We start from the raw sequence: 18,207 nt of genomic DNA, 5'->3' as shown, positions 1-18,207 counted from the left end.
TTTTTAATCATGTCTAATATGACACCTCGTGAGATTGTTCACGAACTGGACAAGCATATTATTGGTCAGGACGACGCCAAGCGTGCGGTGGCCATTGCCCTGCGTAACCGCTGGCGTCGTATGCAGCTGGATGAAGAGCTGCGTAACGAGATTTCCCCTAAAAACATTCTGATGATCGGTCCTACCGGTGTGGGTAAGACAGAAATCGCCCGTCGTCTGGCGAAGCTGGCTAACGCACCGTTCATCAAGGTAGAAGCCACCAAGTTTACCGAAGTGGGCTATGTGGGTCGTGATGTTGAATCCATTGTCCGTGACCTGATGGACGCTGCGGTAAAAATGCTGCGTGAACAGGAAATGGAGAAAGTGAAGCATCGCGCCATGGATGCCGCTGAAGAACGTATTCTGGATGCTCTGCTGCCACCGGCTCGTGACTTTAATGAAGAGTCCCAGCCGAAGGAGTCCGGCACTCGTCAGGTGTTCCGCAAGAAGCTGCGTGAAGGCGATCTGGATGACAAAGAAATCGAGATCGATGTGAACGAAGCGGCCATGGGGGTTGAGATCATGGCACCTCCGGGCATGGAAGAAATGACCAATCAGCTACAGGGTATGTTCTCTAACCTGAACCAGGGCAAGAAGAAATCCCGCAAGCTGAAGGTGAAAGATGCCCTGAAGCTGGTTCAGGATGAAGAAGCCGCCAAGCTGGTCAATGAAGACGAGCTGAAAGCCCGCGCCATTGATTCGGTTGAGCAGAACGGCATTGTCTTTATTGACGAGATCGATAAGGTTGCCAAGCGTTCCAGCGGTGCGTCTGCGGATGTGTCCCGTGAAGGCGTTCAACGTGACCTGCTGCCACTGATCGAAGGCTGCACCGTGTCTACCAAGTACGGCATGATCAAGACCGACCACATTCTGTTTGTTGCTTCCGGTGCATTCCATCTGGCCAAACCTTCTGACCTGATTCCGGAACTGCAGGGTCGTCTGCCGATTCGTGTTGAACTGAAGGCGCTGAGTACCAAGGACTTTACCCGTATTCTGACCGAGCCGGACGCTTCTCTGACCGAGCAGTATCAGGCATTGATGAAAACCGAAGACCTCAACATCGAGTTTGACCAGACCGGTATCAACCGCATTGCCGAAGTGGCCTGGGCGGTTAACGAAAACACCGAGAACATTGGTGCCCGTCGTTTGCACACCGTGATGGAGCGTCTGCTGGAAGAAATTTCCTACAGTGCGGCCGATCTGGCGCTGGAGCATTCTGACAAGCCGCTGATGATTGATCAGGCTTATGTCAACGATCATCTGGGTGAACTGGTTCAGGATGAAGACCTGAGTCGCTATATTCTGTGATGATGCCAGAGGATTGCTGTTGCTATGCAGCAATCCTTTTAATTTGCTGAACGCTTGAAGCTGACTTCAATGACAACCACTCCAATGACAACGCCTATCCCATCCGCCATTAATCTGCATAAACGTTCCAAAGAGCTGGAGCTGACCTACAGCGACGGTCAGAGTTTTAAATTACCCTGCGAATTGCTGCGTGTTCTCAGCCCTTCGGCGGAAGTTCTGGGACATGGCAATCCGGTACTGCAGACTGGTAAAAAGCATGTTGTGATCACAGGTATTGAAGCGGTGGGCAACTATGCCCTTAAACTGACCTTTGATGACGGTCATAACAGCGGCCTGTTCAGCTGGGATTACCTGCATGACCTTTGTGTTAATCAGGAAAACCACTGGGAAGATTATCTGCGCCAGATTCATGCTGCCGGTGCCAGCCGTGACCCGGAAGCCTCTGTTGTAAAACTTATGTGATCGATTAGATTTCTCTACACTCTCGGCGGGATTCATATACAATAAACTCCGCATTTGTACGCATGTTTGCTTCGTAAAACTGTGTGTCAGGCGCACAATTCAACCATGCAGGTTGTAGTGTGTTTTTGTGAGTCGGGGGAGTAGATGACCAGCAACCATGACAGCGGGAAACCACCGTCGGAGTCCAATAAGAATAACGGTGGACACCAGACCCACCAGATTCAACAAAACGTTCGGGATCAGGACAGCACGCATTTCGGTTTCAGGGAAGTGCCTCCTGACCAGAAAGAAAGCCTTGTGGCCGGTGTATTTCATTCTGTTGCCAGTCGTTACGATGTGATGAACGACCTGATGTCCATGGGCGTTCACCGGCTATGGAAGCGTTTTGCCATTGAGCTGTCTGCCGTTCGGCGCGGGCATCAAGTGCTGGATATTGCCGGTGGCACCGGAGACCTTACCCGACAGTTTTCCCGACGGGTGGGCGACACTGGTCGTGTCGTGCTGGCGGATATTAATGATTCCATGCTGAGAGTCGGGCGTGACCGGTTGGTAGACGATGGCATGGCGGGCAATATTGAATACGTTCAGGCCAATGCCGAGCGTTTGCCTTTTCCTGATAATACCTTCGACTGTATCACCATTGCCTTCGGGCTTCGTAATGTCACTGACAAACCGGCTGCGCTGGCTTCCATGTGCAGAGTGCTGAAGCCGGGTGGACGTTTGCTGGTGCTGGAGTTTTCCAAAACCCGTAACCCGCTGCTGACCAAAGTCTACGATACCTATTCGTTTAATCTGTTGCCGGTCATGGGCAAACTGATTGCCAACGATTCTGAAAGTTATAAATACCTGGCAGAGAGCATTCGCAAACACCCGGATCAGGATACGCTGGAAAGCATGATGAAAGAAGCCGGTTTTGTGAATACAACGTATCACAATATGACCGGTGGCGTTGTGGCTCTGCATAAGGGAGTGAAACCCTGATGCCGGAGCAAAAATGTTCTATTGATCCATCCATTAAAACCGGATTGCTGGCTTCCATCGAAACCGTAGTGAACAAAACACTGCAGCTTGATCCCGTCACCGTAAAAAGACTTAGTCAGCATCAGGGCGCTGTCCTGCAGGTAGAGTGTCTGGAGCCTGACTTTATCTCATGGCTGTGGATAGAAGCCGATGGGATTCGTCTGGCGGGATACCATGAAGGTAATGTGGACGCCACTGTCAAAGGAACGCTGGTGTCTTATATGGAGCTGGCAGGACGACGCTTTGCGACCTTCGACGATATTGCCGGACTGTCTACGGAAGGTGATAAGGCTCTAATCACCGAGCTGGGTGAAATACACAAAGACATGGATCTGGACTGGGAAGGTTTGGTCTGTCGCTATATGGGTGATGTAGCCGGGCATGCGGTTTCAGAAGGTTTTCGTCGTGTATCCAGCGGATTTCAACAGCTGTTTGAACGGACTGCCCGACAGGTGCCGGACTATCTGCAGGAAGAACTGCAGGTGTTGCCTGCCAGAACTGATCTGGAATTTTCCCAGTCTGAAGCGACAGTGTTGCAGGATAGAACAGATAAGTTAGCCGCACGAATCGCCGCTCTGGAAGAGCAAATAAAATCCAAACAGTCATGACTGGCCTATAAAGTACAGCGGCTTGTTAACAATAAATCTGGGCGCATGGTCTCCATGAACGCAGTTAATAATAGAAACGGGAGTGAAGGGTGCTGCAGTTGACCCGTTTGCTGAAAATCATGGGTGCTATTGCCCGCTATCGTCTGGATGAGTTGGTTGATCCGGATCGCCTGCCATTTCTGGCAAGGTGGTTTGTCCGGCTGTTGCCGTGGCGTCTGTTTATACAAAACCATGATCCTCGGGGTGTTCGTCTCAGAAAGTCTCTTGAGGCGCTTGGGCCTATTTTTATCAAGTTCGGTCAGTTGCTCTCGACTCGTCGTGATTTGCTACCGGAAGATGTGAGCGACGAACTGGCAAGACTTCAGGATCAGGTACCTCCTTTTCCTGGCCGCGATGCGGTCAACATTATTGAAAAAGACCTTGGTCAGCCGGTGGATGAGCTGTTTGCCCGTTTCGATCATGAACCTATGGCCTCGGCTTCGGTGGCTCAGGTGCATGGCGCAAAGCTGCATTCGGGTGAGGAAGTAGTGATCAAGGTCATCCGACCGGATATTGAAAAGGTCATCCGTAAAGACATTGCCCTGATGTATCTGTTCAGCCGTATTCTGGTGACCCTGATTCGCGAAGCCAGACGGTTGCGGCCTGTGGAAGTAGTGAGGGATTACGAACGGACGATTCTGGACGAACTGGATTTGCTGCGGGAAGCCGCCAATGCCTCGCAGCTTCGGCGTAACTTTCTGGCCTCCCATCTGTTGTATGTACCTCAGGTGCATTGGGATTACTGCCGTTCACGGGTGATGGTGATGGATCGGATTTACGGTGTGCCGATTTCCGATATCAAAACCCTGAAAGCCCGTGGCACGGATATGAAAAAGTTGGCTGAACGGGGCACTGAAATCTTTTTTACCCAGGTGTTCAGGGATCGTTTTTTTCATGCCGATATGCATCCGGGCAATATTTTTGTGGATATCGAAAATCCGGCAGAGCCTCAATACATTGGGATTGACTGCGGGATCATTGGTACTTTGGAGCCCGAAGACCAATACTATCTGGCAGCAAACCTTCTGGCGTTCTTTAAGCGGGATTATCGCAAGGTGGCGCAGCTGCATGTGGATTCCGGTTGGGTGCCCACCGACACTCCGGTTGGCGAGCTGGAAGCTGCGATTCGTACGGTTTGCGAACCTATTTTTGAAAAGCCTTTAAAAGATATTTCCTTTGGGCACCTTCTGGTCAGACTGTTTCAAGTGGCTCGTCGCTTTAATATGGAAGTTCAGCCGCAACTGGTACTGCTGGAGAAAACCCTGCTGAATGTGGAAGGGCTGGGACGTCAGCTTTATCCGGATCTTGATCTCTGGGAAACGGCACAACCCTTCCTTGAAAAATGGATGAAGGATCAGGTTGGAGCATTGGGTATTGCCAAATCCATCAGAAAAAATGCCGCTGACTGGATACTAAGTGTCCCCAATATGACACAGAATGCTCTGGCTAGTTTGAGGCAACTGTCCGAGCATCAGCAGAAACTGCTGGAGATGCATAAGCAGACAGAGAAACGCAAGAAATGGCTAAACGCGTTGGGCGCTGCTCTGGTGGTTGCAGGCGGTGTGTTGTTGATTGAGCCCGGGTGGGTCAGTCTGGTGCCCTGGCAGGGCATATTGATGGGAGGGGCAGGCGTATGGCTTCTGAGTCGTTGAAGGATCAAACGGAAAATCTGCACTGGCTGGACGCTGTCCGCTGGAATGATGACGGGCTGGTGGTTGCCATTGCACAGGATTGGCAAACCGGCAAGGTACTGATGCAGGCCTGGATGAACCGTGAAGCGCTGACATTAACCGTACAGGAGCAGCGTGGCATATACTGGTCACGCTCGCGGGGTAAACTGTGGCGCAAGGGGGAATCGTCCGGTCATGTGCAAGAATTGAAAGAGTTGCGGCTGGACTGTGATGGTGATTCCATCCTGTTGCTGGTGGAACAGCTGGGTGGCATGGCCTGTCATACCGGGCGAGAGTCCTGTTATTTCAATCGTCTGCATCAAGGTGAATGGGTGGCCGAGGAACCGGTTTTGAAAGACCCGGCAGCGATTTATGGAAACAGCGGAGAGACAAACATTGAGTGATGTACTGGATCAGCTGGCGCAGGTTCTGGAACAACGGCGATCAGCAGCAGCAGACACTTCCTATGTGGCGAGTTTGCACAAGGCCGGACTGGATAAAATTCTTAAAAAAGTCGGGGAAGAGTCTGCGGAAACCATCATCGCTGCCAAAGGGTGTGAAGCGGGTGGTACAACGTCTGACCTGGTGTATGAAACGGCAGATTTGTGGTTTCACTCGCTGGTGATGTTGTCTCACCTTGGCTTGTCTCATAACGATGTGCTGGCGGAGCTGGAACGACGTTTTGGCTTGTCTGGAATAGAAGAAAAAGCCTCCAGGAGCCTGTAGGTCAGTGGTAAGTCTGGCAGGCTTCTGGGGCAATAAATAACCAGAATTGGAAAGAGGAAGGTCATTATGGGTGTCGGTGGAATTAGCCTTTGGCAACTGCTCATCATTCTGTTGATAGTCGTCATGCTGTTTGGTACCAAAAAGCTGAGAGGGCTGGGTGGTGACCTTGGCAGTGCCGTAAAGGGCTTTAAAAAAGCTCTGAATAGCGATGAAGATGCTAAAGAACAGGAGGTAAAAAGTGTGGCAGCGGACCAGCCTGATGCGTCTTTTACCAATGACAGTGTTGATGAAAAGGATAAGAAAAAGTCCTGATTCTTGTTCACTGCGTATTAAAAAGTACTTAACAAGTACCTGACGAGGTAGCCAGTGCTGGATATTGGTTTCATGGAACTGCTGTTGATCGCAGTCATTGCTTTGGTGGTGCTTGGACCCGAGCGCCTGCCCGGAGCCATTCGAACCACGGCCTACTGGGTTGGCAAGCTCAGACGCAGTTTTCAGAATGCCCGTGAAGAGCTGGAGCGGGAACTGAATGTCGAGGAAATAAAACGACAGATTCATAATGAAAATGTGATGCGGGAGTTGGAGAAAACGAAAGCGTCAGTCAATGAATCTCTCAATGAGCCTCTCGAAGAGCCTCTCAAAGAGCTTTTTAAAGAGCCTTTTAAAGAAACGACGGAAGCCATGAGCCAGTCACATAGCGAGGGTGAAAAGTCACAATCGGATGGTCGGACTCCAGCCAGTCATCTTGGTGATGATTCTTTAAATAACAAGACGTCAGCCTCATGAGCGAAGCACCGGAACACGATAACGAGCAACCGCTGGTACAACACCTGTTAGAGATACGTAGTCGTATACTGCGCAGTTTACTGGTCATTGCTCTGGTTTTTATCGGATTGTTTTGGTTTGCCAACGATATTTATCTGTATATCTCGGAGCCTCTGCGCGCTCACTTGCCTGAAGGTAGCACAATGATTGCTACCGAAGTGGCTTCTCCATTTCTGGCACCGTTCAAACTGACGCTGGTACTGTCATTCTTTCTGTCTATTCCCTACGTTCTCCACCAGATCTGGGCGTTTATTGCGCCGGGACTGTACAGCAGTGAAAAACGGTTGGCGATTCCTCTGCTGGTAGCCAGTGTGGTGTTGTTCTATCTGGGTATGGCCTTTGCCTACTATGTGGTGTTTCCACTGATCTTTGCTTTTTTCACCAGTGTCGGGCCTGAGTCAGTCACGGTGATGACGGATATTAATCGCTATCTGGAATTTATTCTGAAACTGTTCTTTGCCTTTGGGCTGGCGTTTGAAATACCCGTGGCAACGGTTCTGATGGTCTGGTCCGGTATCACGACCGTTGAGAAGCTGAAAGCCAAACGCCCTTATATCGTGGTTGGCTGTTTTGTTATGGGAATGCTGCTGACGCCTCCCGATGTTATTTCCCAGTCTTTACTGGCTATTCCCATGTGGTTGCTGTTTGAGGCGGGTATTCTTTTTTCAAAGCTTAAACCATCTAATCCTGATTAGATGAGGTTCCCGTCAGTCCTCTGACAGCTTTTCCTTGCTTGTTTTTCCTGAATTGCAGAAGTCAGGTATATGGCAGCCTCTGCAGTGCTTTTTTGTCTATTGTGTTTAAAAGATAGCAATGAAAACTGCTGCAGCATCCAGGGAGGAAGTATGTCGTATCCCAAGCCCACAGTCCGCAATTCGTCTGAACAGCATCCTGAACATACTATCACTCGGGAGTTCAACCCTTTTGATGTACCTTTCGAAGTGATTCTGCATGAGTTGAATGCTATTGCCCGGGAGTTTTGTCTGACCCCGTTGCAATCATTGTTGTCAGAAGGCTTTGAAGACCTTGATGATCTCAAGGCTGCCATTGCTGAAATGAGCGACAGACAGCTGGCGCGCAGGTTGCTTGCAGAGGTAGATATAATTATTGATGAGTATCGAAGAGGGATAGCTCTTCTTTGAACGACATAGTCGCTGATAGCGTTTGCTACTTGCCCCCACCCTCAAAATCCGGACAATAAACGGCCGGATTTTGACCTCTCACTGGCTTTAAGCATTTATGAATTTACTTTTGCTGACTTCTGACGACTTTGTATCGGACTCTCTGGTAAAACTGCAGGGGCGGCAGTTGCAGCATGTACTCGGTGTTCATCAGGCAAAAGTGGGTGATACATTGCGGGTCGGTCTGGTCAATGACCGGATGGGGGAAGGCATTATCACCGGGCTGTCAGCGGACTCTCTGGAAATGGAAGTGTCTCTGACCGAACAGCCGCCAGAGGCTTTGCCACTGACTGTATTGCTAGCCTTGCCCAGACCCAAAATGCTGAAGCGCAGCCTGCAACATCTGACGGCTCTTGGGGTAAAGCGTATCGTATTAATGAACAGCTACCGGGTTGAAAAAAGTTTCTGGCAGTCCCCCTGGTTGTCCGAAGAAAAGATTCATGAACAACTGGTGCTTGGACTTGAGCAGGCGCGTGATACGATTTTGCCGGAAGTGGTTCAGGAAAAACGCTTTAAGCCATTTGTGGAAGATCGCCTGCCTGCCATGGTCGAAGGCAAAAGAGGGTTGGTGGCTCACCCCGTGGGAGGCAATGCCTGTCCACACCAGATTTCTGATGAGGTGGTGCTGGCGATTGGCCCCGAAGGCGGTTTTATTCCCTACGAAGTTGAAAAACTCGAAGAGGCCGGTTTTGAACGTATTCATCTGGGCTCAAGAATCCTCAGGGTTGAAACGGCCGTTACTGCTATCACATCGAAACTTTACGACTAACCCCGTAAGGCGGTATGGTTGGAGTAGTGGTCAGTACATTGTTTAAACAACTCTAAATTAAACAACTCTAAAAATGGCTTGGTTATGAGCGTAAACAGAAATGGATTTGCTGTTGCGCTGATCATACTGTTGCTGTCGTCTGGTCAGGCATTCTCCGCCGATAAACGAATTCTTCTCAACGAACTCTACGATAACGCAAGGCTGGAACTCCAGATTGACTGGGTTCGTGCCAGCATGAAGCTGGACGGCGATCAGTATGCTCTGCCTGAAACCGTCGTCAGCACGGTTAATCAGGTGGTCGAGGTGCGATACAGCCGAACGTTTCACCGTTCATCTATGCTGGCAACGCTGGATGAGGCTTTGAGCGTTGGAGAGCTTCTCAAATTGCTGGATTGGTACAATTCCAACCTTGGTCAAAAGGTGCTGCATCTGGAAATGGCCGCCAATAGCCCCTCTAATCGCCTGCGAATGCAGGGCTATATCGAAGAAAAATTAGGTCAGCAACTGCCTAGAACCAGTCGCATCCGTTTGATTGAAGAGCTGATGGAAACCATGGATGCAGCCGAACTGGGCACAGAACTGGTGGCCAGTGCTTCGGTGGGCGCCCAGCGTTTATTACGGGAAATTATGCCGATGCAGGATGGACGCCCTATGCGTCCGCCGGAAATTCTGAAAGCCAGAGAAAAGCCGGATATCCGCAAAGGTATTAGCGACGAAATGCGCAACATTTATCTCTACACTTATCGCAGCCTGCCGGATAACGAGATCAGAGCGTATCTGGATTTTGCCCGCTCTTCAGCCATGCAGAACTTTCAGCGCGGGCAGATGCAGGCGATGGCTCGAATGTTATAAGGCTTGATCTTCAGGTCATTTCCTGTGGATCAACGTCCAGCGTCCAGCGCAGGTGCTTGGGTAGTTTTAAACGGTCCAGATAATCGACCAGATACTTCAGTGCCCGATGCAGAGGTGCCCGCTCACCGGACTGTAACAATAATTGCTGCCGAAAACGTCCCTGACGTTTCTCCATAATGGCGGGCAAAGGCCCCAGTGGTGTCAAAGAAGCAGCTCCCCCGAAATGCTCTAAAACCAGATGTCGTAACTGTTGCAGCAGAGCCTGCCCATCCTGCGTATAAGCCGACTCGGTTCGAAAAACGGCCAGATAGCCACAGGGCGGCAGGTGCAGGTGCTGGCGTTCGGTAAACAAACTGTTGGCAAAACGGGTGTAGTCATTCATCGACAGCATTTGTAGCGCCGGATGCTGCGGATTGTGGGTTTGAATAATCACATGCCCAGGCATTTGTCCCCGGCCAGAACGTCCAGCCACTTGCATGATTAACTGTCCGGTTTTTTCCAAGCCGCGAAAGTCTGAACTGAACAGCCCGCCGTCGGCATTGATAATGGCTACCAGCGTTACCCCCGGAAAGTGATGACCTTTTGCCAGCATCTGGGTGCCCAGAAGGATGCAGGGCTTGCCTTCATTAATCTGATCCAGCAGGGCAGGCAGCGCATCTTTCCGGCGGGTAGAGTCTCTATCCACTCGAAGCACCGGATAATCTGGAAACAGCTGAGACAATACCTGTTCGCTGCGTTCGGTGCCCTGTCCGGCTGGTTGCAGCTTTTTACTCTGGCAGGTCGGACAGCTCCACGGAACCGCTGTCTGATAGTCGCAGTGATGGCAGTGCATGTGAGGAGGCTGACGGTGCAACGTCATATGAGCATCACAGTGAGGGCAATCGATAATGTCACCACAGTCATGGCAGATCAGTGATGGCGCGTAGCCTCTGCGGTTAAGGAACACCATGACCTGATGTCCCTGATGCAGAGTGCGCTGAATACGTTCCAGAATGGGTTGGGCAAAGCCGTCGGTCAGTACTTGCTGGCGTATGTCCAGCAGTTCAACGGTAGGCGCTTTGGCGCCCCCGGCACGGCTTTTCATCTGAATATGACTGTAACGCCCCGTTCGTGCGTTTTGCAGGCTTTCCAGTGAAGGTGTGGCGGAACCCAGCACCACAGGGCAGTCAGCCATTTTGGCGCGGTAAATGGCCAGATCTCTCGCGTTGTAGCGCAGGGTGTCCTGCTGTTTATAGGAGCCGTCGTGTTCTTCATCAATAATGATCAGCCCTAATCTGGGCATCGGCGTAAATACACCAGAGCGGGTTGCAATCAGAATGCCTGCACTGGCCCGGCTGGCTGCCAGCCAGCTTTGTAGTCGCTCTCCATCGCCCAGACCGGAATGAATACAGACTACAGGAACTCTGAATCGCTTTCTGAACCGCTCAATGGTTTGTGGGGTCAAGCCAATCTCGGGCACTAACACCAGAGCCTGCTTTCCAGCCTGCAGTGTGGCGGTAATCGCCTGAAGATAGACTTCGGTTTTGCCACTGCCGGTGACGCCTTCTAACAGAACCGGGTGAAAGGAAGGCGTTTCCAGAATACCTTCAAGGGCAAACTGTTGTTCCGGATTAAGGGTAAAGGGTGTTTCCTTTAGTAAAGGGGTGATTGAATCAAATGGCTCGTCGTGGATTTCCAGTTCATGGCGGGAGATAAGATGTTTTTTGGCCAGATTGGTCAGAATCACTTTACTGATACCGGCTTCTTTTAACTCTACCTCGCTCATGCCTTGAGAGGAGGTTTGAATTAATTCCAGAGCCTGTAACTGGCGTTTAGCACTTTTCAGCTGTTTTCTCAGGCTCTCGTCCAGATCGCACTCACTTTTCCAAAGGGTGATAGAGCCTGCCGAAGCCGGTTTGCCCTGTCTGAGTGCCTGGGGTAGGGCGAGGGAAAGGGTTTCACCCAGACTGTAGTGGTAATAGCCCGCCGTCCAGCGACACAGTTTCATAATGCTCACAGGCAGCAGCGGTTCCGGTTCAAGAATGCCGATGGCATGGCGCAGTTTATCGGGTGGGCAGTCGGATTGATCTTTGATGGCTTCAATAATGCCCAGCATTTTTCGGGGACCAAACTGAACCTGAATACGCATACCCGGTTGCAGGGTGTCCGGATCAACCCCTTCGGGCGGCAGATAATCAAACAGCTGACGCAGTGGCGCAGGCACAGCAATGCTGAGAATGATGTCGTTGCTGGAACTCATGAAGCGGACTCTTGACTGGTTCTGGCAGTTTACCCCGAGTCCATTTCGGGTTGTACCCTCAATGTTCGCAAAATGGCTGCCAGACCATGAGCCGCAAGGGCAGCAGGGGAGGTTTGCTTGACACCCATACTCTGGTATGATTCGCCCTCAATTTCCAGGGGTTGGTGTTTTCAGTGTGAAAATGCCAGCTTTCTTGTGTGCGGTGCTGTTCCATAACCGACATCATGTTGATGCTTTTGGGGCTGTGCAGTGGCGGCATGCGTTTTTTGAGGTAGATATCATGAAGCCGGAAATCCATCCGAACTACGACCAGATCGAAGTTACCTGCTCCTGCGGTAACAAAATCCAGACTCGCTCTACTCTGTGCAAGGATCTGCACATTGAAGTGTGCTCCAAGTGCCACCCATTCTACACCGGCACCCAGAAAGTTATGGATACCGGCGGCCGTATCGAACGCTTCAACAAGCGTTTCGGCAAGCTCAGCGCTCGCAAGTAATTGTGAGTATGTCTACCCTGGGCAGACTCGGCCATTCGCTTTCGCGGGGCAGTGTGTTCAGGCGTGGACAGCTAATAAAAAAGGCACTTTACCTCTGGTTCAGTGCCTTTTTTATGAGTTGTACTTTAGTTCCTTTCTCTTGGGCAGCTCCGGCGAATGTCGATCCGCACAGTCACTGCTTTATCAAAGGCCGCTCGGAAACGGTGATCTGGGATTATATTGTCGATGGCGATACGCTTTGGCTTAAAGATGGCCGAAAGGTTCGCCTTGCCTCGATCAACACACCGGAAACAGAACACGACGGTCTTGAAGCCGAACCCTTTGGGGACGAGGCCACCAACGCTTTGCGCAACCTGTTGAAAAGTTCTTCCAGACTTCAGATGCAAAGAGCCGAGCGAGAGGAAGATCAGCATGGAAGAGTGCTGGCGCATTTGTTTATGCCGGATGGTCGCTCTGTTGAAGCGATGCTGCTGGAAAAAGGATTGGCTTTCCAATTGTTTCCCGATGACCGTAATGCCTATAACGATTGCTTTTCCGAACGGGAAAAAGATGCCCGAAAGGCAGGGCGAGGCGTTTGGTCAACAAAACCGGTGGTTGAGATTTCCAAACAACCCGTTACTCCGGGGTTTCATCTGGTCAGTGGCGTAGTGATGTCTGTTCGCGCCCCTCGCAACAGTGATTATTACTGGGTTGATCTTGATGGACCGTTGGTGCTTCGAGTGATGAAATCCGGAGCAGATGAGCGCTGGTTGCGAAATGCGATTGGTCGAAAAATAGAAGCCCGTGGCTGGATCATGAAAAGTAATGACCCGAAACGTCAATCCAAAAAATACAAACCCTGGATTATGGGTATTTACCATTCACTGGCTATTAAGCGCATGAATTAAACAGACGCTATCTGTTAACTGCGAAGTGAATGTATTTTAACCGCGCCATCGATAAGTAATTTAGCTTTGTTTCATTGTTTTCAGTCTGTAGATGTACTTTTCTGAACCTGTTTGCGCTTGTCCGTTATATTCGCTTCCTATATTCTGCCTACTTGATTTCAATCAAAGTAATTCAATAGTTGCTGTGATTGAAGCGAACCTTGTTCTTGAGTAGGTTGGAACCAGCAAATTATGAAGCAAGCGGCTCTTGATTATCACGCCCACCCCAAGCCCGGTAAAATTGAAATTGCGCTGACAAAACCAGCGGAGACAGCCAGGGATCTTTCTCTGGCTTACAGTCCGGGTGTTGCGGAGCCTGTGCGTGAAATCGCTGCCGATCCTGAAAATGCCTATAAATACACAGGCAAAGGTAATCTCGTTGCGGTCATCAGTAATGGTTCCGCTATTCTCGGATTGGGTAATCTGGGAGCACTGGCCAGCAAACCGGTAATGGAAGGCAAGGCATTGTTATTTAAGCGCTTTGCCGGTGTTGATTCTATTGATATTGAAGTGGACTCTGAAAGTCCTCAGGCGTTTATTGATACCGTAAAACGCATTGCCTGCAGTTTTGGTGGTATCAATCTGGAAGATATCAAAGCACCCGAGTGTTTTGAAATTGAACGACGACTGATAGAAGAATGCGACATTCCGGTTTTCCATGATGACCAGCACGGTACCGCTATTGTTACCGCAGCCGGTATGTTGAATGCGCTGGATATTGCTGGCAAAAAGATCGACGAAGCTAAAATGGTGTGTCTGGGTGCCGGTTCGGCGGCTATTGCCTGTGTAAAACTGCTGATCAGCTGTGGCATGAAGGCAGGAAACATTCTGATGCTGGACAGTAAAGGCGTTATCCACACCGGGCGTGATGATCTGAACCAGTACAAAGCCCTGTTCGCAGTAGACACCGATCGTCGTCAACTGGACGATGCCATTGTGGGTGCTGATGCATTCCTCGGTCTTTCCGGTCCAAATCTGTTATCTCCAGAGCAACTGCAAACCATGGCAGACAATCCCATTGTTTTTGCCTGCGCTAACCCGGACCCTGAAATTCATCCGGAAGAGGCAAAAGCAGCCCGTTCCGATGTGATTATGGCAACTGGTCGTTCCGACTTCCCGAATCAGGTCAACAACGTTCTGGGCTTTCCGTTTATTTTCCGTGGTGCGCTGGATGTGCGTGCCACCCGCATTAACGAAGCCATGAAAGTGGCGGCAGTGAATGCAATTCGTGAACTGGCTAAAGAAGACGTGCCACAGGAAGTGATGGATGCTTACGACGGTGTTCAGCTAAGTTTCGGCGTAGACTACATTATTCCGAAGCCCACTGATCCGCGTTTGTTGGGCAGAGTGTCTGCGGCGGTTGCACAGGCGGCGATTGAGAGTGGTGTGGCGAAATCGGACTACCCAAAGCATTACCCGCTTGAGTCGTTGAACGACGTTTGATTTCAGCAGGCTCCCACGCTATGCGTGGGAGCTTTGATAAAGCTAAGAGTTACAGGTTGCTTTGTAAGATGACTTCCTTTGGTGCTAGCTCATTTTGAATGGAGCTGATATCCCCACCTCTTTCAGGATCTCCCCAAGCGATTAGCTGTCCATCGTTTCTCAAAGCTGCAAAAGCGTAACCATTGGAGAAAATTTTTTTAACACCAGAATCAAAGTTGCCACCTGATCCATAATTAAGACTTCCACCCCGGTCATAGTTGCCCCAGACAACAACACTACCATCATCCTTTACCGCCGCGAATGCACTGTTAAAATTAATGAAGCTGTCATCTTTGACAGGAAAATGGGCTTGATTGGAAATAACTTTAACTCGATGCTGCAGTTTTTGATATTTGAGGGAGAGCAGGAAATGGCAGGGTGGCATAAGAGCAGACTACTACTGCAGCTCCGAATTCAAGCCTTGCGAGATTCCATCATAGCCACAGCAGCAGGTTGGAGGTAAGATCTCATAGGAACTTAATAACCGTCAAGTGTCGTATCTTGCTAATTCGCCCATTACCCGTTGTCACTGCCTTTCTGGATGCTTTGAATGATTCGCTCAAGTCCATCAATTCCTCTGCGCAGTTGAGTAGATCCCAGAAAGTGGCACTGGGCGTTTTTATCATGGGAATCGTGGTAACTAAAACTATTAACTGGGCTGCTTTTGAGCGCAGAAGCTTAGGCAGATTCAAAGCGACCCGTCTGTGCTGGATGTTTTATCAAGCAGAAATTGCATGGCAAAGCCTGCTACAGGCCAGCGTCAGAAATATTCTTCTACGCTATGGAATACAAAGTGGAACCCTTGCTATCGACGATACAGGAAAAAAGCGCACTAAAAGGACTTCAAAAATCGACGGTGCCCATAAGATAAAAGACAAATCAACAGGTGGTTATTTTAATGGGCAGGAACTGGTGTTTATGGTGCTCGTTACTGAAGTAGCTACCTTTCCAGTAGGGTTTCGCTTTTATATTCCTGACCCTGAGTTATCTGCATGGAGGAAGAAAGACAAGGCGCTCAGGAAGCAAGGCATTCAGAAAAAAGAACGACCGAACCGTCCTGAGCCAGATCATGTTCGTTACCCCACCATGCAGTCGTTGACGCTGGTTATGCTGCAAGAATTTGTTGATTCGTTTCCCAACATTACGATCAAAGCAATTCTCGCTGATGCACTGTATGGCACAGGAGACTTTATGGATAAGGCTGCGGAAATAACAGGCGGAGCCCAGGTTGTCAGCCAACTGCGCTCGAATCAGAAAGTATCCAACCGAAACCACTCGGAAGCGACTCTCAAAGCTTACTTTTCGCGCCAGAAAGGCGCTGAAACTCAACTCATAATACGCGGTGGCAAAGAAGAGCAGGTCACGATGCTGGCTGCTCGGCTGTATGTTAAGGCTCATGGGAAAAGACGTTTTGTTATTGCCCTGAAGTATGAGGGTGAAGAGGATTATCGCTATCTGGTGGCTTCAGATATGTCATGGCGGCATACCGACATAGCCAGGATTTACACCTTGAGGTGGTTGGTCGAGGTTTTCATTCAAGACTGGAAAGCTCATTGTGGCTGGAACAGGTTGAGCAAACAGCAAGGTGCTGACGGATCGCAGCGCGGCGTGATCCTGAGCCTGCTGTGCGAACACATGCTGTTACTGCACCCTGAGCAATTCGTCCTACTGAAAAACAAACAGGCCGGAATGCCCGCAGGCTGTCTGATCGAACGCCTCAATGCAGAAGCCTTGCTTGCTACGGTGAAATCAGTGGTTGAATCGGAAGATCCAGATACCGAGCTTAAGGCTCTGGCCTTAGCCTTAGAGCATACTTTGCCCAAGCGGGAGTCGAGCAGGCATATGGCTGGTAGAGACCTGGGAGAACAAAAGGCAACTGACTCACTCAAAGCACACGCCCGGAAGTTTAAACTTTTAGATGCAGCTTAGAATCGAGATAAATACGTTACTTGTTTAGGTAAAACTGCAGCATCGAGTTTAATGACACCAGAAGATAAGTCTCCACTGCTTACTATCTGAGTACTTCCACCAAAGGCAGGATCTCCCCATGCAACTACACTGCCGTCATCTTTCAGTGCTGCAAATGCTTGATCTGATGCAGTAATTTCAATAACGCCAGATTGCAGTAGTTCCAGAGTTTCAGGATCAATTTTGCCACCGAAATCTTCGTGTCCCCAAGTGACAACACTACCGTTCTCCTTGAGTGCAGCAAAAGCCTGTTTGTTTGGCACGATTGATATAACACCTGAGCTAAGGTCGCCGTTACTATTAGTCAAGTCACCTCCATAGCTCTCTCTTCCCCAAGCTACAACGCTGCCATCTCTTTTTCGAGCGGCAAAGGCTTGAGGTGTATAAACGATTTTGGTGACACCGGCGCCAACATCAACGTCGCCACCAGTTGAATTACTGGTATCTCCTCCTGCATCTCTGCTACCCCAAGCCAGAACACTTCCATCTATCCTTAAGGCTGCAAATGCCTTGTCATTAGCAACGACCTCCTTAATGTGTGAATTATGCTTGGAGTCGCAGTCAAGTTTGATATCTGAATAGGAGGATATTCCCCATGTAATAACAGTGGAATCTTTTTTCATTGCTGCAAAAGCATCAAGGCTAGAAACAATGTCAGTAACGCCGGGTGCTATTTCTCCACATTCTCTTGAGTTGATATTGCCATCTCTTGCAGGTCCCCAAGTAATCACATCTCCAGTTTCTTTTTTTAGAGCAGCATAAGCATTTCTGGTCGCAAATATGTCAGTTACTCCAGAGCTTAAATCGCCACCACTGCCGTGGTTGACATCTCCTCCTCCCATAGAACGCCCCCACGCAACAACACTACCATCTTCTTTGAGAGCTGCGTATGAGCCTCGTCCTGGAAAGACAGCTTTAACAGCTGAACGTAAATTGCCGCCCGAGCCATGGTTTACATCACCACCAAAGAATGGATCACCCCATGCAACAACACTTCCATCATTTTTTATTGCAACGTGAGACGAAGTGCCAGAGAAAATTTCACGAACCTCTTTACTAAGATCACCGCTACTTCCAGAAGTGATATCTCCGCCGCTACGACCTATCCCCCAAGCAACAACACTGCCATCATTTTTAAGGGCAGCCATTGAACCAAGGTTTGAAGTCACTTCTATAGGAGAAATACGTTGGAAAACAACATAAGCATCCCTGCCTGATTTTGAACCTTTATATGGCGTAGCGATAAGTTTTATTGGTTTACCAAAGTCTTCATCGGTAACCTGATAGGTGTCGCCTGTGATTACGATTTCTCCTTCATCACGACTAACGATCCATTGATACTGAGTTCTTCCTGAACTGCAGTCGCTGCATCGCGAGACTGCCTTAAGCACGGTTCCCGGGATGATTTCGCCTTCTTTGCTGAGGCTTTTGATGGTTGGTTTGTCATCGCCACCCAGGCAAGCAGCCAAAAGGCTCGACAGCCCAACAACGGCAACGGTCTTGACTAATCTGTCCATTCTATTACTTCTTGAATATTTAGATGTGTTGTGCAGAAAGGCAGATTTTATTAGTCAGTTGACGTATGGGTAATAGGTGG

Annotated in this window: 20 protein-coding genes; 17 read left to right on the top strand and 3 right to left on the bottom strand. The window is 49.7% G+C overall.

Going from position 1 to position 18,207, the window contains the following annotated elements:
- The first annotated feature begins 9 nt into the window (after window positions 1-9).
- From hslU to EZMO1_RS20065, 13 genes are all read left to right on the top strand, one after another.
- Window positions 10-1,347 (top strand): HslU--HslV peptidase ATPase subunit, encoded by a 1,338-nt coding sequence (gene hslU, locus EZMO1_RS20125; RefSeq protein ID WP_034875900.1) that lies wholly within the window; start codon window positions 10-12, stop codon window positions 1,345-1,347.
- Between the two features lie 84 nt (window positions 1,348-1,431).
- On the top strand, window positions 1,432-1,809 hold the full coding sequence (locus tag EZMO1_RS20120; RefSeq protein ID WP_034875910.1) for a gamma-butyrobetaine hydroxylase family protein: 378 nt from the start codon (window positions 1,432-1,434) through the stop codon (window positions 1,807-1,809).
- A 144-nt stretch (window positions 1,810-1,953) separates the two neighbouring features.
- The gene (ubiE, locus tag EZMO1_RS20115; RefSeq protein WP_082212064.1) at window positions 1,954-2,790 is read left to right on the top strand and encodes a bifunctional demethylmenaquinone methyltransferase/2-methoxy-6-polyprenyl-1,4-benzoquinol methylase UbiE; all 837 of its coding nucleotides are present in this window, start codon (window positions 1,954-1,956) and stop codon (window positions 2,788-2,790) included.
- Window positions 2,790-3,437, top strand: coding sequence for a ubiquinone biosynthesis accessory factor UbiJ (locus tag EZMO1_RS20110; RefSeq protein WP_034875913.1), 648 nt, complete (start codon window positions 2,790-2,792; stop codon window positions 3,435-3,437). Before ubiE ends, EZMO1_RS20110 begins: the two co-directional genes overlap by 1 nt.
- Window positions 3,438-3,526: 89 nt before the next feature.
- Complete coding sequence (gene ubiB, locus EZMO1_RS20105) at window positions 3,527-5,128, top strand: ubiquinone biosynthesis regulatory protein kinase UbiB (RefSeq protein WP_034875915.1); 1,602 nt, start codon at window positions 3,527-3,529, stop codon at window positions 5,126-5,128.
- Complete coding sequence (hisI, locus tag EZMO1_RS20100; RefSeq protein WP_086936428.1) at window positions 5,110-5,550, top strand: phosphoribosyl-AMP cyclohydrolase; 441 nt, start codon at window positions 5,110-5,112, stop codon at window positions 5,548-5,550. The genes ubiB and hisI overlap by 19 nt, the downstream gene beginning before the upstream one ends.
- Window positions 5,543-5,872, top strand: a complete 330-nt coding sequence (locus EZMO1_RS20095; protein WP_034875918.1) for a phosphoribosyl-ATP diphosphatase — start codon at window positions 5,543-5,545, stop codon at window positions 5,870-5,872. The genes hisI and EZMO1_RS20095 overlap by 8 nt, the downstream gene beginning before the upstream one ends.
- A gap of 66 nt (window positions 5,873-5,938) precedes the next feature.
- Window positions 5,939-6,184: a twin-arginine translocase TatA/TatE family subunit gene (gene tatA, locus EZMO1_RS20090; RefSeq protein WP_034875920.1), complete on the top strand. Its 246-nt coding sequence runs from the start codon at window positions 5,939-5,941 to the stop codon at window positions 6,182-6,184.
- 72 nt (window positions 6,185-6,256) lie between these two features.
- Entirely contained in the window at window positions 6,257-6,658 is a 402-nt protein-coding gene (tatB, locus tag EZMO1_RS20085) for a Sec-independent protein translocase protein TatB (protein WP_051789917.1), read from the top strand.
- A complete protein-coding gene (gene tatC / locus EZMO1_RS20080) occupies window positions 6,655-7,392 on the top strand; it encodes a twin-arginine translocase subunit TatC (protein WP_034875921.1) in 738 nt (245 codons plus the stop codon). The genes tatB and tatC overlap by 4 nt, the downstream gene beginning before the upstream one ends.
- A gap of 150 nt (window positions 7,393-7,542) precedes the next feature.
- Entirely contained in the window at window positions 7,543-7,839 is a 297-nt protein-coding gene (locus EZMO1_RS20075; RefSeq protein ID WP_034875923.1) for a hypothetical protein, read from the top strand.
- 97 nt (window positions 7,840-7,936) lie between these two features.
- Entirely contained in the window at window positions 7,937-8,647 is a 711-nt protein-coding gene (locus EZMO1_RS20070) for a 16S rRNA (uracil(1498)-N(3))-methyltransferase (RefSeq protein ID WP_034875925.1), read from the top strand.
- An 84-nt stretch (window positions 8,648-8,731) separates the two neighbouring features.
- Complete coding sequence (locus EZMO1_RS20065; RefSeq protein ID WP_034875927.1) at window positions 8,732-9,499, top strand: DUF2059 domain-containing protein; 768 nt, start codon at window positions 8,732-8,734, stop codon at window positions 9,497-9,499.
- 10 nt (window positions 9,500-9,509) lie between these two features.
- Here the strand turns inward: EZMO1_RS20065 and EZMO1_RS20060 are convergent, their stop codons facing one another.
- Window positions 9,510-11,738: a primosomal protein N' gene (locus EZMO1_RS20060; protein ID WP_034875929.1), complete on the bottom strand. Its 2,229-nt coding sequence runs from the start codon at window positions 11,736-11,738 to the stop codon at window positions 9,510-9,512.
- Between the two features lie 280 nt (window positions 11,739-12,018).
- On the opposite strand from EZMO1_RS20060, the gene rpmE reads away from it, so the two are divergent.
- The 3 genes from rpmE to EZMO1_RS20045 all read left to right on the top strand — a co-directional run bounded on the left by rpmE (window position 12,019) and on the right by EZMO1_RS20045 (window position 14,603).
- Entirely contained in the window at window positions 12,019-12,234 is a 216-nt protein-coding gene (gene rpmE / locus EZMO1_RS20055) for a 50S ribosomal protein L31 (protein ID WP_034877317.1), read from the top strand.
- A 113-nt stretch (window positions 12,235-12,347) separates the two neighbouring features.
- On the top strand, window positions 12,348-13,121 hold the full coding sequence (locus tag EZMO1_RS20050; RefSeq protein WP_160174054.1) for a thermonuclease family protein: 774 nt from the start codon (window positions 12,348-12,350) through the stop codon (window positions 13,119-13,121).
- Window positions 13,122-13,352: 231 nt separating this feature from the next.
- Window positions 13,353-14,603, top strand: a complete 1,251-nt coding sequence (locus EZMO1_RS20045; protein ID WP_034875931.1) for a malic enzyme-like NAD(P)-binding protein — start codon at window positions 13,353-13,355, stop codon at window positions 14,601-14,603.
- A gap of 49 nt (window positions 14,604-14,652) precedes the next feature.
- On the opposite strand, the gene EZMO1_RS20040 is transcribed toward EZMO1_RS20045, so the two are convergent.
- Window positions 14,653-15,027 carry an RCC1 domain-containing protein gene (locus EZMO1_RS20040; protein ID WP_034875933.1) on the bottom strand — a complete coding sequence of 125 codons (375 nt, stop codon included), beginning with the start codon at window positions 15,025-15,027 and terminating at the stop codon, window positions 14,653-14,655.
- 116 nt (window positions 15,028-15,143) lie between these two features.
- On the opposite strand from EZMO1_RS20040, the gene EZMO1_RS20035 reads away from it, so the two are divergent.
- A complete protein-coding gene (locus EZMO1_RS20035) occupies window positions 15,144-16,571 on the top strand; it encodes a transposase (protein ID WP_145912468.1) in 1,428 nt (475 codons plus the stop codon).
- Here EZMO1_RS20035 and EZMO1_RS20030 read toward each other — a convergent pair.
- Complete coding sequence (locus EZMO1_RS20030; RefSeq protein ID WP_034875939.1) at window positions 16,568-18,127, bottom strand: RCC1 domain-containing protein; 1,560 nt, start codon at window positions 18,125-18,127, stop codon at window positions 16,568-16,570. The genes EZMO1_RS20035 and EZMO1_RS20030 overlap by 4 nt on opposite strands.
- Window positions 18,128-18,207: the final 80 nt, after the last annotated feature.

Origin of the sequence: Endozoicomonas montiporae CL-33, from assembly GCF_001583435.1 — a bacterium.
GTDB classification, from domain to species: Bacteria; Pseudomonadota; Gammaproteobacteria; order Pseudomonadales; family Endozoicomonadaceae; genus Endozoicomonas_A; species Endozoicomonas_A montiporae.
Note: the sequence above shows the minus strand (reverse complement) of the source record. Positions and strands in the feature narration are given on the sequence as shown.

Excerpts from the sequence above, each read along its gene's own strand:
- rpmE (WP_034877317.1), top strand. The coding sequence starts at position 12,019 with ATGAAGCCGGAAATCCATCCGAACTACGACCAGATCGAAGTTACCTGC.
- hslU (WP_034875900.1), top strand. The coding sequence starts at position 10 with ATGTCTAATATGACACCTCGTGAGATTGTTCACGAACTGGACAAGCAT.
- EZMO1_RS20110 (WP_034875913.1), top strand. The coding sequence starts at position 2,790 with ATGCCGGAGCAAAAATGTTCTATTGATCCATCCATTAAAACCGGATTG.
- EZMO1_RS20120 (WP_034875910.1), top strand. The coding sequence starts at position 1,432 with ATGACAACGCCTATCCCATCCGCCATTAATCTGCATAAACGTTCCAAA.
- tatA (WP_034875920.1), top strand. The coding sequence starts at position 5,939 with ATGGGTGTCGGTGGAATTAGCCTTTGGCAACTGCTCATCATTCTGTTG.
- EZMO1_RS20030 (WP_034875939.1), bottom strand. The coding sequence starts at position 18,127 with ATGGACAGATTAGTCAAGACCGTTGCCGTTGTTGGGCTGTCGAGCCTT.
- EZMO1_RS20070 (WP_034875925.1), top strand. The coding sequence starts at position 7,937 with ATGAATTTACTTTTGCTGACTTCTGACGACTTTGTATCGGACTCTCTG.
- EZMO1_RS20050 (WP_160174054.1), top strand. The coding sequence starts at position 12,348 with ATGAGTTGTACTTTAGTTCCTTTCTCTTGGGCAGCTCCGGCGAATGTC.
- EZMO1_RS20065 (WP_034875927.1), top strand. The coding sequence starts at position 8,732 with ATGAGCGTAAACAGAAATGGATTTGCTGTTGCGCTGATCATACTGTTG.
- EZMO1_RS20040 (WP_034875933.1), bottom strand. The coding sequence starts at position 15,027 with ATGCCACCCTGCCATTTCCTGCTCTCCCTCAAATATCAAAAACTGCAG.
- tatB (WP_051789917.1), top strand. The coding sequence starts at position 6,257 with ATGGAACTGCTGTTGATCGCAGTCATTGCTTTGGTGGTGCTTGGACCC.
- EZMO1_RS20045 (WP_034875931.1), top strand. The coding sequence starts at position 13,353 with ATGAAGCAAGCGGCTCTTGATTATCACGCCCACCCCAAGCCCGGTAAA.
- EZMO1_RS20060 (WP_034875929.1), bottom strand. The coding sequence starts at position 11,738 with ATGAGTTCCAGCAACGACATCATTCTCAGCATTGCTGTGCCTGCGCCA.
- tatC (WP_034875921.1), top strand. The coding sequence starts at position 6,655 with ATGAGCGAAGCACCGGAACACGATAACGAGCAACCGCTGGTACAACAC.
- EZMO1_RS20075 (WP_034875923.1), top strand. The coding sequence starts at position 7,543 with ATGTCGTATCCCAAGCCCACAGTCCGCAATTCGTCTGAACAGCATCCT.
- hisI (WP_086936428.1), top strand. The coding sequence starts at position 5,110 with ATGGCTTCTGAGTCGTTGAAGGATCAAACGGAAAATCTGCACTGGCTG.
- ubiE (WP_082212064.1), top strand. The coding sequence starts at position 1,954 with ATGACCAGCAACCATGACAGCGGGAAACCACCGTCGGAGTCCAATAAG.